Below are 14,619 nucleotides of genomic sequence, written 5' to 3'. Positions count from 1 at the left end.
GCGAACTGCACTCTTTTTGTTGGGAGTTTCGTAAATGGCAGTTGCCTCCGGCGCCTATAAGAAAGCCCTCGAGGGCGACCAGACACCGAAAAAGGTGCTGGTCAAAATCGACCGGGTCACGAAGAAATTCGACGAGACGATTGCCGTGGACGATGTGTCCCTGGAAATCAAGAAAGGCGAGATCTTCGCCTTGCTCGGCGGTTCGGGTTCAGGCAAGTCCACCCTGCTGCGTATGCTCGCAGGTTTCGAGCGCCCGACCGAGGGCCGGATTTTCCTCGACGGTGTGGACATCACCGACATGCCGCCCTACGAGCGGCCGATCAACATGATGTTCCAGTCCTACGCCTTGTTCCCGCACATGACGGTGGCGCAGAACATCGCTTTCGGCCTGCAACAGGACAAGATCCCCAGGGCCGAGGTGGATGCCCGCGTCGCGGAAATGCTCAAGCTGGTACAGATGAGCCAGTTCGCCAAGCGCAAGCCGCACCAACTGTCTGGCGGCCAGCGTCAGCGCGTGGCCCTGGCCCGCTCCCTGGCCAAGCGGCCGAAGTTGCTGTTGCTCGATGAGCCGATGGGCGCCCTGGACAAGAAGCTGCGTTCGCAAATGCAACTGGAGCTGGTGGAAATCATCGAGCGCGTGGGTGTGACCTGCGTGATGGTGACCCACGACCAGGAAGAGGCCATGACCATGGCCGAGCGCATTGCGATCATGCACCTGGGCTGGATCGCGCAGATCGGCAGCCCCATCGACATCTACGAGACGCCAACCAGCCGCCTGGTGTGCGAGTTCATCGGCAACGTCAATATCTTCGAAACCCAGGTTGTGGACGACGCCGAAGGCCACGCGCTGCTCAAGTGCCCTGACCTGGACCGCGACATCTATGTCGGCTACGGCATCGCCACCTCGCTAGAAGACAAGTCGGTGACCTACGCCATCCGCCCGGAAAAACTGCTGGTGACCTCCGAAATGCCGACCTGCGAGCACAACTGGTCCAGCGGTAAGGTCCACGATATCGCCTACCTGGGAGGGCACTCGGTGTTTTACGTCGAGCTGCCCAGCGGCAAGCTGGTGCAGTCCTTCGTCGCCAACGCTGAACGCCGTGGCGCGCGGCCGACCTGGGGTGACCAGGTCTACGTGTGGTGGGAAGACGACAGCGGCGTGGTACTTCGTTCATGAACATGAAGAAACTCAAGCGCCAGTTGCAACGAATAACCCCCGGTGGCCGGCATGTGGTCATCGGGATACCTTTCCTCTGGCTGTTCCTGTTCTTCATGCTGCCGTTCTTCATCGTCCTGAAGATCAGCTTTGCCGAAGCCGACGTAGCGATCCCTCCGTACACTGAGATCTACACCTTCGTTGAACAGAAGCTGCAGTTGGTGCTCAACCTGGCCAACTACGCGATGCTGGGCGATGACGAGTTGTACATCGCAGCCTATCTTGGCTCGCTGAAGATGGCGTTTTTCAGCACAGTGTTGTGCCTGCTGATCGGTTATCCGATGGCCTATGCCATCGCCAGCGCCCGCAAGGAAATGCAGACCGTGCTGGTGCTGCTGATCATGATGCCGACCTGGACGGCGATCCTGATCCGCGTCTATGCGTGGATGGGTATCCTCAGCAACAACGGCTTGCTCAATGGCTTCCTGATGTCCATCGGACTGATCAACGAGCCGTTTCAGATACTCAATACCAACATCGCGGTGTATATCGGCGTGGTCTATTCCTACCTGCCGTTCATGATCCTGCCGCTCTACGCCAACTTGGTCAAACATGACCAGAGTCTGCTGGAAGCCGCGTCGGACCTGGGTTCGAGTACCTTCAACAGTTTCTGGAAAATCACCGTGCCACTGTCCAAAAACGGCATCATCGCCGGCTGCATGCTGGTGTTTATCCCGGTGGTGGGCGAGTTCGTGATCCCTGAACTGCTGGGCGGTCCGGAAACCCTGATGATCGGTAAAGTGTTGTGGCAAGAATTTTTCAACAACCGTGACTGGCCGGTGGCTTCTGCCCTGGCGGTGGTGATGCTGGCGATCCTGATCGTGCCGATCATCCTGTTCAACCGCAGCCAAGCCAAAGAGATGGAGGGCAAGATATGAAGCGCTTCAGTTTCTCCAGCTTTATGCTGGTCGTCGGGCTGCTGTTTATCTACCTGCCGATGCTGATTCTGGTGATCTATTCGTTCAACGAGTCGAAACTGGTGACGGTGTGGGGCGGTTGGTCGATCAAGTGGTATATCGGCCTGCTGGATAACACCCAACTGATGGGCTCGGTAGCACGCTCCCTGGAAATCGCCTGCTACACGGCGGTGGCGGCAGTGGCGTTGGGCACGTTGGCGGCATTTGTGCTGACGCGCATCAGCCAGTTCAAGGGCCGCACGCTGTTCGGCGGCCTGGTTACGGCGCCGCTGGTGATGCCAGAAGTGATCACCGGTCTGTCGCTGTTGCTGCTGTTTGTAGCCATGGCGCAGATGATCGGCTGGCCCCAGGAACGTGGCATCGTCACCATCTGGATCGCTCACACCACGTTCTGTTCGGCGTATGTGGCGGTGGTGGTGTCGGCGCGTTTGCGTGAGCTGGACCTGTCGATCGAAGAAGCGGCGATGGACCTGGGTGCGCGGCCGTGGAAGGTGTTCTTCCTGATCACCATCCCGATGATCGCGCCGTCGTTGGCGGCGGGTGGGATGATGTCCTTCGCGCTGTCCCTGGATGACCTGGTATTAGCCAGCTTTGTCTCGGGGCCGGGTTCCACCACGTTGCCGATGGAAGTGTTCTCGGCGGTGCGTCTGGGGGTTAAACCCGAGATCAACGCCGTGGCCAGCCTGATTCTGTTGGCGGTGTCGCTGGTGACCTTCCTGGTGTGGTTCTTCAGCCGCCGTGCCGAAGAGCGCCGCAAGAAGGCGATCCAGCAGGCGATTGAAGAAGCGGCAGCGGACGGTTGGAAGCAGCCAGATGTGCGTCGGGCGCCTGCGCCAGTTTAATCAGGTCTACCTGAAGAAACTGGATCAAAATGTGGGAGCTGGCTTGCCTGCGATGAGGCCCTGTCAGTCGACTGATTGGTTGACTGATACCCCGCCATCGCAGGCAAGCCAGCTCCCACATTTGATTGCATTGCAAGTCGGTTATGCAGTCCAGGGCGACTGGCGAATCACCTCGACAAAGTTCATCGGCCTGAACCCAGACATCTGATCCCCTCGCGGGTTTTTGTGGCGAGCGGGCTTGCCCGCGTTGGGTCGCGAAGCGGCCCCAAACCTGGCGCTGCGACTTTGTCTGTAAGAATGCGGCGGCCTTACTGGGGCTGCTGCGCAGCCCAACGCGGGCAAGCCCGCTCGCCACAAAGCCCGCTTGTCACAAGCCCAGCACATGCGCAGCGTGTTCAATCGCAGGCTTGGAGTGACGCCGCAACAATTCAGGCTGAATTTCGCGGCGCCAGTTTGAGCGCTATTGCGCGGCTCTGGCCGGCAACAGTTTGAGCGTACCTCGGGTATTGGCCGTCACTTCCTCATCATTGAGGTGCGCCTGCTCATACCCACCCTCGATATACGTTTCTGCCTGGTCGGCGTAGTGCTTGTCGAACGGCACGCCGCTTTGCCCTACCGGGTTGATGGTCAGGGCGTGCGCGGCGTCGGCGAAGTCGATCAGGCGCCGGGTTGACGGCCCATAAGTCACCGGCCAGGGCGCCGGGCCGATGGCGGCAGACAGGTTATTTGGCACTTCGTGGGTGCCGGGGGCCGCGAAGGGGCCGACATTGACGATCTGGTCCAACGGCTTCTGCGATCCCAGCGGATGGCCATGAGTCAGGGTATGCGCCTTGCCCCACTGCCACTGCGTCGGGTTATCGCCGAAGGTGGCCTTGAGGTGCGCAAGGCTAGCTTGCCAGGCGAGCCGGACGGTGTCGGTGCGGGTCTCCTTGAGTGGGGTGGTGCGGTTGTCCCACCACGGCGAGTCGGTGGCAGCTGTGAGGCGCGGCAGGGCGGAGTCGATGACCCGGGTCGAGAGCAGGGTCTGGAACATGGCGTCGCCCAGCTCGTCACGCATCGCGGCATCAGCAAGATCAAACAGCAACTGGTTGAACAGCGTGGCGCTGGTGGAGTCGAGCGGGTAATCACCTTTCCACGCGGCCAGTTGCTCCACCAGTTTCAACTCTACCGGGTCCTTGACCACATCACGCAGCACTGGCAACAGCGGCGCCAGCAGCCTTGGCCCGTAGGCGGTGGTGGTGCCGAGCTGCAAGGCCTGGCTGTTTTCCAGATCCCATTTCACACGGTTGTCGCTCAATTGCGCGTTCAACTGTTGGCCGCGATCCGCCAGGTTGTAATAGCCAGGAATCTCCATGCCGGTGGGCGACACGGGCTGTGCGTTGGCGGAGACCACGTAGCCACGCGCCGGATTTTCTTCCTGTGGGTTGGCGCTAAACGGGTAGAAGCCGAGCTTGTCGGCCTGGGTGGTGCTGCCATCGAGGATAAAACCGGGCTTGGCGTCGGCCGGGCGGATCGGCAACTGCGCCGACGCCCACCAGCCGATATCGCCCTTGGCATTGGCCCAGACAATATTCAGTCCCGGTGCGTGGACCTTGGCCACGGCGCTGCGAGCCTTGGCCAGGGTGTTGGCACGATTGAGCTGGTAGAAGCCGTCGAGGATCGGATTCTCGGTTTCGAGGAACGCCCACCACATGGCGATCGGCGTCTTGCCAGCGTTTGCGCCGAGCACGTCATTGATGATCGGGCCGTGGGGCGATTGACGCAGGGTCAGCGTCACCGGGGCCTGGCCCTTGATGGCGATCTGCTGCTCGCTGCTGGTAATGTCGACCCACTGGTCGTGGTAGCGGACCTGATTGGGGTTGTCCGGGTTGACCTGTTCGGCGATCAGGTCCAGATCATCGTTCTGGAACATGGTCAGGCTCCAGCCGAAATCCTTGTTGTGCCCCAGGAACGCTACCGGCACCAGCGCGTTGTGATAACCGTAGAGTTCAAAGCCCGGTGCCGACAACTGCGCCTCGTACCACACCGACGGCACCGAGAAGCGGATATGTGGGTCGCCAGCCAGCAACGGCTTGCCGCTCTTGGTGCGTGCGCCGCTGATGGCCCAGGCGTTGCTGCCCTCGAACTGCGGCAGGCCGTTATCGGCCAAAGCCTGCTCGCTCAGGCGGGCGATGGCGCCAAGGTCTTTCCAGTCGCCGGCGGCCAGGCCAAGATCGCCCCTGGGTTTCCAGTCAAGGTCGAAAGTTTTCAGGTAGTCGCTGCCGAGTTGATCGCGTACGTAAGTCAGCAAGGGCTCGGTACGAAAGGCGGCGGCAAAGCTGTAGGCCAGGTAGCCGGCGATGCTGATGGTGTCTTCGGCGGTAAACGGGCGCTTGGGGATGCCCAGTACGTCGAACTCCATGGGTTTGGCGTGGCTGTCCTGATACTGGTTGATACCGTCCAGGTAGGCTTGCAGGGCTTTCCAGTGGGGCGACTGGCGGTCCATCTGCGCTGCATAAGTGGTGGCGCGGTCACGGATGCGCAGGCTGCGAAACAGTTTGTCGGTGTCCAGCAACTTGGGGCCGAGCACTTCGGCCAGTTCGCCACGGGCCAGGCGACGCATGATTTCCATCTGGAACAGCCGGTCCTGGGCATGCACATAGCCAAGGGCGCGGTACAGGTCGGCTTCGTTCTCGGCGCGGATATGGGGTACGCCACGGTCGTCATAGCGAACAGTCACCGAGCCTTGCAGGTTGGCTATCTCTACCGTGCCCTGGCGGGTCGGCTGCTTGCTGTAGACGTACCAGCCGGCGCTGAGGGCGATCAGCACCAGTAGGGCTGTGAGGACCGACAACACGCGCTTCATGGAAATTCCTTAGTGAGAATGGGGCAGCAGACTACAAACCTTCCGGCCAGGAACAATAGCAGCCCACCGCCAGGGTGTGGGTTGCGTTCACGTCGCGTCCACCCTTGAGTGCCTGCAGGATAGGTTCGATAAAGCTGTTACTGGAATTACAGGTCAGCCCTTCGCTGTAAGGCCCGAAATAGGCCAGCTTGCCCGTGCGATCCCAAATCCCCATGGCGGGGCTGGCGGGCACGTGTTCGGCGCCGGGCAGGGCCGTGAGGACTTTCATTGCGCCGAGGGTCGTGGGCAACTGGCCGTGGCTGCCGGCTTTTTGCAGGGCGTAGAACTCCACGCCCTGGGGCGCGTATTGCTCGATCAATTCGCTGAGGTGCTGTTGATTGCCGACGTTGCACGGGCACGCAGGGTCCCAGAAATGCACCAGGCGAATCGGGCCGGGCCCGGCGAGGTCGTTGGGCAGCTTGAGCATGTCCCCGGAAAACACCGCCGTGTGTTCGCTGAAGGCTCGCAGGTAGCGATCCTGGAACCAGTCATACGCCGCCCACAACCCCACCGCGCAGATCAGTACGATCAGGCTGGCGAACAGGGCCGTGCGGTAAGGCTTTCGCATTCAGATCAATCCTCGAAGGACGCGTAGCTTGCCATGCTTGCCCTGACAGATGAATATCGCAGCTCGATAAAACCTGTGCAGCGCACCAAGCCTCTAGTCTGGAACCTCTTATGCCCGTGACCTTTGACCCCGATCACCTTCGCGAAAGCTTGCGGCCGTTGGTGGATGCGCAGCCGCTCTCAGCCGAGGCCCGGGTCTATCAGCGCTTCTATGGTCTGGACCTGGCGGCCCGCAAGGAGCCGGTTGTCAGCCGCCTGGGGCGTTTTGAGGTCGACGGATTCGAGGTGGTCAGCCAGGTCTGGTGGCCACGGCAACCTGTGGCAACGATGTTCCTGTTTCACGGTTTCTACGATCACATGGGCCTGTATCGCAACGTGGTGGACTGGGGCCTGGACCAGGGTTTCGTGGTGATCGCCTGCGACCTGCCGGGCCACGGGCTGTCCAGTGGCGAGCGGGCCAGCATCGACGACTTCGCGGTGTACCAGAGCGTGGTGCAGGCGCTGTTCGAGCAGGCCAAGGCGTTGCAACTGCCTCAGCCGTGGCACCTGTTCGGGCAAAGCACCGGCGGGGCGATTGTAGTGGACCACCTGCTCAACCACGGCGTCGACAGCCCGGCGCAAGGCAAGACGTTCCTGTTGTCACCGCTGGTCCGGCCTCGAGCCTGGGGTTGGTCGCAGCTCAGCTATTACTTGCTCAAACCGTTCGTCAAAGGCATTGCCCGACGCTTCAGCGATAACACCAACGACCCTGCGTTCAGGCCGTTCCTGGAAGCAGACCCGTTGCAGCCGCGGCAACTGCCCACCGCCTGGGTGGGTGCGCTGGCACGCTGGATCAAGCGTATCGAAGCCGCACCGCGCAGCAGTCGGCGGCCGCTGATTGTGCAGGGTGAAGAAGATATGACGGTGGATTGGCAGCACAACTTACAAGTGCTGCAGGGGAAGTTTGATCAGCCTGAGATTTTGATGTTGCCGCGTGGCAGGCATCATTTGGCCAATGAGATTCCACAGATTCGCCAAGAGTATTTCAAGTTCCTCACCGACCACCTGAGCTGACCGAAATCTACAGGTGGGAGCGGGCTTGCCCGCTCCACATTTATTACGGAGCCAGGCTCGATGTACTTTGGCCGACGGCCAGGCCGGCGCGGATCGCGGCCAAGGCCGCTTGATAGTAAGCCTTGCCTTCCGGCGACTCGGCAAACGTAGCGAATTCTTCCAACTCCGGGTCGGACAAATCGCGATAGACGTACAACAGCGTGTTGTTCAAGTCATTGCCAATCTGCTGCATTAACCGCTCGCGCTGGCCGTTCAACATACCTTGGGCCTGACCGCCGCCCAGTAGGCCGGGAATCATCTGGCTCAAGCTGTCGGCCGCCACACCGGCAATCGCCAGGCTAACCTCCGCGCCGGCCTCTCGGGCGGGTAGCGCCTGGGCCAGGTGGCCGATGATCAGGCTACGGGTGGCATCGGCCTGGATTTGCGGCAGGCCCTGGGCGTTTTTCGCCAACTGATCCCGACGGGTCGCGAGCAATTCGGCGGCGACGATCTTGCTGCCCAAGGGCGACTGGAAGAAGGCCAGTGCAGGTTTTGGGTCCACCAGATTTTTGCGCAACTGCGCCTCGGCCCGCTGATCCATGGCCTTGGGGTTGAAGCGCTTATTGCTGTTGTCCACCAGCGCTTGGTATACGGCGGGCGGCAAGCTGTTGCGATAGCGTTGCTGAGCGGCACTCAAGGCGTCATTAAAATGCGCGCGTTGTTCTGGCCAGCCGGCGACCGTGTACAACTGGTCATGGCTGTCTGCCCAAGCGGGTAAAACGCAGAACATCAGCAAGGAAAAAAACAAACGACGCATATGGACTCCTGTCAGTCGGCCACTATTGTCCGTGTCGGGCGTAGGATTTGTCGAGAAGTCCTATCAGTCACCTGACTAAAGTGTATTCAGACGCTCAGCGGCGCTGTCGGATTCACAGGGGTATGGATACTATGCGCGCCATGCAAATACCCTCTGATCACCCGCTGTTGTTACGCATCGTCGACGACTTGGCTGTGAAAGGCTGGTCGCAGCAGAACATCTTCCTGCCAGAGGCTCTGACCCTGGAACTGGCGGCTGAGTGCCATAAACGTGCCGCTGAAGGTGAATTGGCACCAGCAGCCGTTGGGCGCGGGCCGTTTCAGGAGATTCGCGAGGGTATTCGTGGTGATCACATTCAATGGCTGGAAGCCGGCCAGGTCGCTGCCTGCGATAATTACCTCGACCTGATGGACAGCCTGCGGGTGGCGATGAATCGAGGCCTGTTCCTCGGTCTGGAAGATTTTGAAAGCCATTTCGCCCTGTACCCACCGGGAGCGTTTTACCTCAGGCATATTGACCGCTTTCGCGACGACGACCGGCGTATGGTCTCTGCGGTGATCTACTTGAACAATGCCTGGCTGCCTGAGCATGGCGGCCAGTTACGCATGTACCTTGACGAGGGTCTGGAGCACGATGTGGTGCCAATCGGCGGTTGCCTCGTGGTGTTCCTGTCGGGTGAAGTGCCCCATGAAGTCCTGCCCGCCACCCGCGAGCGCCTGTCCTTGACGGGCTGGTTTCGCCGGCGGGGCAACGAGCCGTTTTAATCATGGAAAAAATCTTGATCAGCCGCTGCCTGCTCGGGCATCGCGTGCGATACGACGGCGGGGCCAGCGGGCCCTTTGATCAACTGGCCGCTTGGCAGGCCGAAGGCCGCGTGGTTGCAGTGTGCCCAGAAGTGGCCGGTGGCTTGCCGACGCCACGTCCGTCTGCCGAGATTGCGGGCGGGCAGGGCGTTGATGTCTGGGAAGGCCGCGCTAAGGTGCTGACGGCTGAAGGTGAAGACTTCAGCGAAGCCTTTCTCGACGGCGCGCGTCAGGCGTTGGCGTTGGTGCAGCGCCACGGTATTCGTATTGCGGTGCTCAAGGCCAATAGCCCGTCATGCGGCAATCTGCTGACCTATGACGGCACCTTCACCGGCGTGAAGGTGAGCGGCGAAGGAGTGACAGCGGCGTTGCTCAAGCGCCATGGGGTGTTGGTGTTCAGTGAGCTGGAGCTGCCCGAGGCGGCACAGGCGCTGGCGCACCTCTCAAATCCGCACTGACCTAATATGGGCTCGACAGCTCCCACATTGATCGAGTTTAGTCAGCCTTCGCCATCGGCTTGCTCGCATCCATCCCGAACCATTTCTCTGACAACGCCGTCAGCCGGCCATCCGCCTTGATTCGTTGCAGCGCCTTGTCCAGGCTCGACTTGAACGCGGGGTTGCCCTTCTGGAAGGGAATCGCCAGGCTCAAGGTCGGGCCGACGGTTGCACCTTCCTTAACCGGTAACTGACTGTCGCGAATCGCGTAGGGAATCAGCAGCCGATCACTGATGGCCGCATCGATCTGCTGGTCGGCCACGTCCTTGATCGGTTGTTTGGCGTCGGCGTAACTGCGCAGGTCGACACCTTCGGCGGTGCGCGCCTGCTCCACAAACTGACTGCCTTGGGCCACGCCCAGCGCCTTGCCCTTGAACGCGTCAAGGCTGCCCAATGGGCGGTTTTCCTGCTTGCGCACAATCAACTGGGCACTGGAATAACTATAGGGTTCGCTGAAATCGAAACGATCCTGCAGTTCAGGAGTCACAGCGATATGGTTGATCGCCACGTCGTACTTACCGCTTTCCACGCCGGGCAGCATGTCCGTGGCATCGGTGGTGATAAAGGAGGCGCGTACGTCCATCTCTTTGGCCAGCAACTCACCCAGTTCCACTTCAAAGCCGGTGAGCTTGTCGCCTTCCTTGAAGTTGAAGGGCGGTGTGTTGGCCTCCTGGGCAATGCGCAATTCGCCGCGATCAAACACATCATCGAACATTTCGGCATGAGCCAAGGGGCTTATCAGGGGTAGCAAAAGTAACAGGCCAGGCAAAAAATGCATGGTCACTCCTAAAGAATTCGAATGTGCGAGGCGTCGTTCAGACTCGCTTTGCTTTGCTATGGTGTTGAGTGCCTTGGACAACGATTTGTCGCTAAGTTGTCATAACCCTACAGATTTCACAAAAAAACTGGAGAAGTTAATGAAAGCCTTTTTGTCCCGTGCAACCCTGGCCAGCCTATTGCTGGGTGCTTCGATGCTGGCGACTGCCGCAGACGGTATCCCTCGTAGCGAACCACCGGCTGATGCCAAAGTCTTCATCGTCTCGCCCAAAGACGGCGCCACTGTCGATAAGACCTTCACCGTCAAGTTCGGCATGGGAGGCCTGAAACTGGCCCCAGCCACCGACCAGACCCCAGGCACCGGTCACCACCACCTGCTGGTCGACCAGAAAGCACTGCCTGACGCCAGCGTGCCGATTCCGGCTACCGACACCGTGATCCACTACGGCAAGGCCCAGACCGAAACCGAACTGACCCTCACTCCAGGTAAGCACACCTTGCAACTGGTGGCCGGCGACAAGCTGCACATGCAGTTCAACCCGACTGTAGCGTCTAAAGTCATTACGGTTAACGTTAAGTAAGATTTGTTCAGACAAAAAAAGGGAGACCCGAGGGTCTCCCTTTTTCGTGGACGCTTGAAACCTAGAACAACACGCGGCTACGAATCGTGCCGTTGATGTGCTGCAGCTTCTCTTGCGCCAGGTCCGAGTACTCGGCGTCGACGTCGATGACGACGTAGCCGACTTTCTCGTTGGTCTGCAGGAACTGACCGGAAATGTTGATGCCGTTTTCCGCGAAGACCTTGTTGATCTCGCTCATCACACCCGGAATGTTCTTGTGGATGTGCAGCAGGCGGTGCTTGCCAGGGTGAGCCGGCAGAGCCACTTCCGGGAAGTTGACCGAGGACACCGATGTACCGTTGTCGCTGTACTTGACCAGCTTCTCCGCCACTTCCAGGCCAATGTTGGCCTGGGCTTCAGCGGTGGAACCGCCGATGTGCGGGGTCAGGATCACATTGTCCAGGCCACGCAGCGGGCTTTCGAAGATGTCGTCGTTGGAGCGAGGCTCTACCGGGAACACGTCGATGGCGGCGCCGATCAGGTGCTTGTCCTTGATCGCGTCGGCCAGGGCGTCCAGTTCGACCACGGTGCCGCGAGCAGCGTTGATCAAGATTCCGCCCTTCTTGATGGCGCGGATTTCTTTCTCGCCCATCATCCACTGGGTTTCAGCGGTTTCCGGAACGTGCAGGGTGACGATGTCCGACATGCCCAGCAGCTCAGTCAGGCTGGAGACCTGAGTGGCGTTGCCCAGCGGCAATTTGGTCAGGGTGTCGTAGAAGTACACCTGCATGCCCAGGCCTTCGGCCAGGACCGACAATTGCGTGCCGATCGAGCCGTAACCGACGATACCCAGCTTCTTGCCGCGGATTTCGAAGGAGTTGGCCGCGCTTTTGATCCAGCCGCCACGGTGGCAGGAAGCGTTCTTCTCAGGGATACCGCGCAGCAGCAGGATGGCCTCGGCCAGCACCAGTTCAGCAACGGAACGGGTGTTGGAATACGGTGCGTTGAACACCGCGATGCCGCGCTCGCGCGCCGCGTTGAGGTCGACCTGGTTGGTGCCGATGCAGAAACACCCTACAGCCACAAGTTTCTTGGCATGGTCGAAGATTTCTTCGGTCAACTGGGTGCGGGAGCGGATGCCGATAAAATGCGCGTCGGCGATCTTTTCCTTGAGCTGGGATTCCGGCAGAGAACTGGTGATGTACTCAATGCTGGTGTACCCGGAGGCCTTCAGGACGTCGACGGCCGATTGGTGGACGCCTTCCAGAAGAAGGAACTTGATCTTGCTCTTATCGAGAGAAGTCTTGCTCATCTGCGTAAACCTGTATCCCGGAGAAAATTGGCAGGGAGTCGAGCAGCGCAAGCTGACCCGGACGGCAGGAAAGCCGTCACCGCAGAACGCCCTTGGGCACTATCCTGCGGGGGCGGTATGCTAGCATACGTGCCCCGCTAAACACCCATTCCTGCGACGTGAAGCGTTCTCAGGATGACCATGAATTGTTCGAGAGTTCTGTCGATGACCCATCCTGCCCTGATTGATGAGCTAAAGACCCTGGTTGAGCCTGGCAAGGTCCTGACCGATGCCGACTCCCTGAATGCTTACGGCAAGGATTGGACCAAGCATTTCGCCCCGGCCCCTACCGCCATTGTCTTCCCGAAGACCACTGAGCAGGTGCAGGCCATTGTTCGCTGGGCCAATGAACACAAGGTCGCGCTGGTGCCATCTGGTGGCCGCACTGGCCTTTCGGCCGCAGCGGTAGCCGCCAATGGCGAAGTGGTGGTGTCGTTCGACTATATGAACCAGATCCTCGACGTGAACCTCACCGATCGCACCGCCGTGTGCCAACCGGGCGTGGTCACCAAGCAGTTGCAGAACACCGCCGAAGAAAAGGGCCTGTACTATCCGGTGGACTTCGCGTCGTCCGGCTCCAGCCAGATTGGCGGCAATATCGGCACCAATGCCGGCGGGATCAAGGTGATTCGCTACGGCATGACCCGCAACTGGGTCGCGGGCATGAAAGTGGTCACCGGCAAAGGCGACCTGCTGGAACTGAACAAAGACCTGATCAAGAACGCCACCGGCTACGACATGCGCCAGCTGTTTATCGGCGCCGAGGGCACTTTGGGCTTTGTGGTTGAAGCGACCATGCGCCTGGACCGTGCGCCGAAAAACCTCACCGCCATGGTTCTCGGTACCGCCGATTTCGACTCGATCATGCCCGTGTTGCACGCCTTCCAGAGCAAGCTGGACCTGACCGCCTTCGAATTCTTCTCCGACAAAGCCCTGGCCAAGGTCCTCGCCCGTGGCGACGTGCTGGCGCCGTTCGAATCCGACTGCCCGTTCTACGCGCTGCTGGAATTTGAAGCGACCACTGAAGAAGTGGCCAACGATGCCCTGGAAACCTTCGAGCACTGCGTCGAGCAGGGCTGGGTACTGGACGGCGTGATGAGCCAGAGCGAAACCCAGCTGCACAACCTGTGGAAGCTGCGCGAGTACATCTCTGAGACTATTTCTCACTGGACGCCGTACAAGAACGACATCTCGGTCACCGTATCGAAAGTCCCGGCTTTCCTGAAGGAAATTGACGCGATCGTCGGCGAACACTACCCAGACTTCGAAATTGTCTGGTTCGGCCACATCGGCGACGGCAACCTGCACTTGAACATCCTCAAGCCGGAAAACCTGAGCAAGGACGAGTTCTTCGCCAAGTGCGCCACCGTCAACAAGTGGGTGTTCGAAACCGTCGAGAAGTACAACGGTTCGATCTCCGCCGAACACGGCGTTGGGATGACCAAGCGCGATTATCTGAGCTATACCCGTTCGCCAGTAGAAATTGAATACATGAAGGCAGTGAAGGCAGTGTTCGACCCGAACGGGATCATGAACCCAGGCAAGATTTTCGCTGTTTAACAGTCACGAACCAGGAGTGGGTCAATGAGCTATCAGCATAAGTACGTCGACGGGACCAATATCCACTTTCCCCTGGGGAAAGTGGTGTGCATCGGGCGCAACTACGCCGAACACGCCAAGGAACTGGATAACCCGGTACCCACCGAGCCCCTGCTGTTTATCAAGCCGGGCAGTTGCGTCGTGGCGCTGGAAGGCGGTTTCACCATTCCTGCCGAGCGTGGTTCGGTGCATTACGAAGCGGAAATTGCGGTACTGATCGGCAAGCCCTTGTCGACCAAGCCCAGCCGCGAAGAAGTGCTGGACGCCATCTCTGGCTTCGCTCCGGCCCTGGATCTGACCCTGCGCGACAAACAGGCCGAACTGAAAGCCAAGGGGCTGCCGTGGGAAATCGCCAAGTCCTTCGACGGCGCGGCGGTGATTGCACCGTTTGTAGTGGGCAGCAGTTTTGCGGACATCGCCGACATTGGCATTCGCCTGACCATCAATGGTGAGGTGCGCCAGGATGGTAATAGCGCCAGCATGCTCAATCCAATTATCCCGATGATCCAGCACATGGCTGGCTGCTTTTCGCTGCAGGCGGGTGATGTGATCCTCACCGGTACGCCTGCCGGCGTGGGGCCGTTGAATGCCGGTGATGAACTGGTGCTGGAATTACCGGGTGTCAGTCGCTTCGAAAGCAGCGTTCGCTAAAACTTTGTGGCGAGCGGGCAAGTCCGCTCGCCACGACAAGCCCGTTCCCAGGTTGCCCAGCGTTGGCTTGTTGCATTTTTTTCACAGCTCATCTGGATAATCCCTA

Annotated in this window: 14 protein-coding genes; 9 read left to right on the top strand and 5 right to left on the bottom strand. The window is 59.8% G+C overall.

Annotated features, from left to right (window positions below; genetic code table 11):
• Nucleotides 1-34 precede the first annotated feature (34 nt).
• Genes FQ182_RS01275 through FQ182_RS01265 form a run of 3 tightly spaced genes read left to right on the top strand, consistent with a single transcriptional unit; the run spans nt 35 to nt 2,975 of the window.
• Nucleotides 35-1,177 carry an ABC transporter ATP-binding protein gene (locus tag FQ182_RS01275; RefSeq protein WP_149412270.1) on the top strand — a complete coding sequence of 381 codons (1,143 nt, stop codon included), beginning with the start codon at nt 35-37 and terminating at the stop codon, nt 1,175-1,177.
• Entirely contained in the window at nt 1,174-2,094 is a 921-nt protein-coding gene (locus tag FQ182_RS01270) for an ABC transporter permease subunit (RefSeq protein WP_149412269.1), read from the top strand. Before FQ182_RS01275 ends, FQ182_RS01270 begins: the two co-directional genes overlap by 4 nt.
• The gene (locus FQ182_RS01265) at nt 2,091-2,975 is read left to right on the top strand and encodes an ABC transporter permease subunit (RefSeq protein WP_149412268.1); all 885 of its coding nucleotides are present in this window, start codon (nt 2,091-2,093) and stop codon (nt 2,973-2,975) included. The genes FQ182_RS01270 and FQ182_RS01265 overlap by 4 nt, the downstream gene beginning before the upstream one ends.
• A 460-nt stretch (nt 2,976-3,435) precedes the next feature.
• Here FQ182_RS01265 and FQ182_RS01260 read toward each other — a convergent pair whose 3' ends face one another.
• Nucleotides 3,436-5,820: a penicillin acylase family protein gene (locus FQ182_RS01260; protein ID WP_149412267.1), complete on the bottom strand. Its 2,385-nt coding sequence runs from the start codon at nt 5,818-5,820 to the stop codon at nt 3,436-3,438.
• 31 nt (nt 5,821-5,851) lie between these two features.
• Nucleotides 5,852-6,427: a DUF6436 domain-containing protein gene (locus tag FQ182_RS01255; RefSeq protein WP_149412266.1), complete on the bottom strand. Its 576-nt coding sequence runs from the start codon at nt 6,425-6,427 to the stop codon at nt 5,852-5,854.
• A gap of 110 nt (nt 6,428-6,537) precedes the next feature.
• On the opposite strand from FQ182_RS01255, the gene FQ182_RS01250 reads away from it, so the two are divergent.
• Nucleotides 6,538-7,479, top strand: a complete 942-nt coding sequence (locus tag FQ182_RS01250; RefSeq protein WP_149412265.1) for an alpha/beta hydrolase — start codon at nt 6,538-6,540, stop codon at nt 7,477-7,479.
• Nucleotides 7,480-7,522: 43 nt separating this feature from the next.
• On the opposite strand, the gene FQ182_RS01245 is transcribed toward FQ182_RS01250, so the two are convergent.
• A complete protein-coding gene (locus FQ182_RS01245) occupies nt 7,523-8,275 on the bottom strand; it encodes a DUF2059 domain-containing protein (RefSeq protein WP_149412264.1) in 753 nt (250 codons plus the stop codon).
• Between the two features lie 131 nt (nt 8,276-8,406).
• Here FQ182_RS01245 and FQ182_RS01240 point away from each other — a divergent pair, with 131 nt between their 5' ends.
• Complete coding sequence (locus tag FQ182_RS01240) at nt 8,407-9,039, top strand: 2OG-Fe(II) oxygenase (protein WP_149412352.1); 633 nt, start codon at nt 8,407-8,409, stop codon at nt 9,037-9,039.
• Between the two features lie 2 nt (nt 9,040-9,041).
• Nucleotides 9,042-9,536 (top strand): DUF523 domain-containing protein, encoded by a 495-nt coding sequence (locus FQ182_RS01235; protein WP_149412263.1) that lies wholly within the window; start codon nt 9,042-9,044, stop codon nt 9,534-9,536.
• 37 nt (nt 9,537-9,573) lie between these two features.
• Here the strand turns inward: FQ182_RS01235 and FQ182_RS01230 are convergent, their stop codons facing one another.
• Complete coding sequence (locus tag FQ182_RS01230) at nt 9,574-10,353, bottom strand: transporter substrate-binding domain-containing protein (protein WP_149412262.1); 780 nt, start codon at nt 10,351-10,353, stop codon at nt 9,574-9,576.
• 139 nt (nt 10,354-10,492) lie between these two features.
• Between FQ182_RS01230 and FQ182_RS01225 the strand changes: the two genes are divergently transcribed.
• A complete protein-coding gene (locus FQ182_RS01225) occupies nt 10,493-10,933 on the top strand; it encodes a DUF4399 domain-containing protein (RefSeq protein ID WP_133100896.1) in 441 nt (146 codons plus the stop codon).
• A 61-nt stretch (nt 10,934-10,994) separates the two neighbouring features.
• Here the strand turns inward: FQ182_RS01225 and serA are convergent, their stop codons facing one another.
• The gene (gene serA, locus FQ182_RS01220) at nt 10,995-12,224 is read right to left on the bottom strand and encodes a phosphoglycerate dehydrogenase (protein ID WP_133100897.1); all 1,230 of its coding nucleotides are present in this window, start codon (nt 12,222-12,224) and stop codon (nt 10,995-10,997) included.
• A 204-nt stretch (nt 12,225-12,428) separates the two neighbouring features.
• Here serA and FQ182_RS01210 point away from each other — a divergent pair, with 204 nt between their 5' ends.
• Nucleotides 12,429-13,823, top strand: coding sequence for an FAD-binding oxidoreductase (locus FQ182_RS01210; protein ID WP_149412261.1), 1,395 nt, complete (start codon nt 12,429-12,431; stop codon nt 13,821-13,823).
• A 24-nt stretch (nt 13,824-13,847) separates the two neighbouring features.
• Nucleotides 13,848-14,513 (top strand): fumarylacetoacetate hydrolase family protein, encoded by a 666-nt coding sequence (locus FQ182_RS01205; RefSeq protein WP_149412260.1) that lies wholly within the window; start codon nt 13,848-13,850, stop codon nt 14,511-14,513.
• The last annotated feature ends 106 nt before the right edge of the window (nt 14,514-14,619 follow it).

The organism is Pseudomonas sp. ANT_H4 (assembly GCF_008369295.1).
Taxonomy (GTDB): Bacteria; Pseudomonadota; Gammaproteobacteria; order Pseudomonadales; family Pseudomonadaceae; genus Aquipseudomonas.
Note: the sequence above shows the minus strand (reverse complement) of the source record. Positions and strands in the feature narration are given on the sequence as shown.

Coding starts and splice junctions, on each gene's coding strand:
- FQ182_RS01225 (WP_133100896.1), top strand. CDS start 10,493: ATGAAAGCCTTTTTGTCCCGTGCAACCCTGGCCAGCCTATTGCTGGGT.
- FQ182_RS01245 (WP_149412264.1), bottom strand. CDS start 8,275: ATGCGTCGTTTGTTTTTTTCCTTGCTGATGTTCTGCGTTTTACCCGCT.
- FQ182_RS01260 (WP_149412267.1), bottom strand. CDS start 5,820: ATGAAGCGCGTGTTGTCGGTCCTCACAGCCCTACTGGTGCTGATCGCC.
- FQ182_RS01250 (WP_149412265.1), top strand. CDS start 6,538: ATGCCCGTGACCTTTGACCCCGATCACCTTCGCGAAAGCTTGCGGCCG.
- FQ182_RS01240 (WP_149412352.1), top strand. CDS start 8,407: ATGCGCGCCATGCAAATACCCTCTGATCACCCGCTGTTGTTACGCATC.
- FQ182_RS01275 (WP_149412270.1), top strand. CDS start 35: ATGGCAGTTGCCTCCGGCGCCTATAAGAAAGCCCTCGAGGGCGACCAG.
- FQ182_RS01265 (WP_149412268.1), top strand. CDS start 2,091: ATGAAGCGCTTCAGTTTCTCCAGCTTTATGCTGGTCGTCGGGCTGCTG.
- FQ182_RS01205 (WP_149412260.1), top strand. CDS start 13,848: ATGAGCTATCAGCATAAGTACGTCGACGGGACCAATATCCACTTTCCC.
- FQ182_RS01235 (WP_149412263.1), top strand. CDS start 9,042: ATGGAAAAAATCTTGATCAGCCGCTGCCTGCTCGGGCATCGCGTGCGA.
- FQ182_RS01270 (WP_149412269.1), top strand. CDS start 1,174: ATGAACATGAAGAAACTCAAGCGCCAGTTGCAACGAATAACCCCCGGT.
- FQ182_RS01230 (WP_149412262.1), bottom strand. CDS start 10,353: ATGCATTTTTTGCCTGGCCTGTTACTTTTGCTACCCCTGATAAGCCCC.
- FQ182_RS01210 (WP_149412261.1), top strand. CDS start 12,429: ATGACCCATCCTGCCCTGATTGATGAGCTAAAGACCCTGGTTGAGCCT.
- serA (WP_133100897.1), bottom strand. CDS start 12,224: ATGAGCAAGACTTCTCTCGATAAGAGCAAGATCAAGTTCCTTCTTCTG.
- FQ182_RS01255 (WP_149412266.1), bottom strand. CDS start 6,427: ATGCGAAAGCCTTACCGCACGGCCCTGTTCGCCAGCCTGATCGTACTG.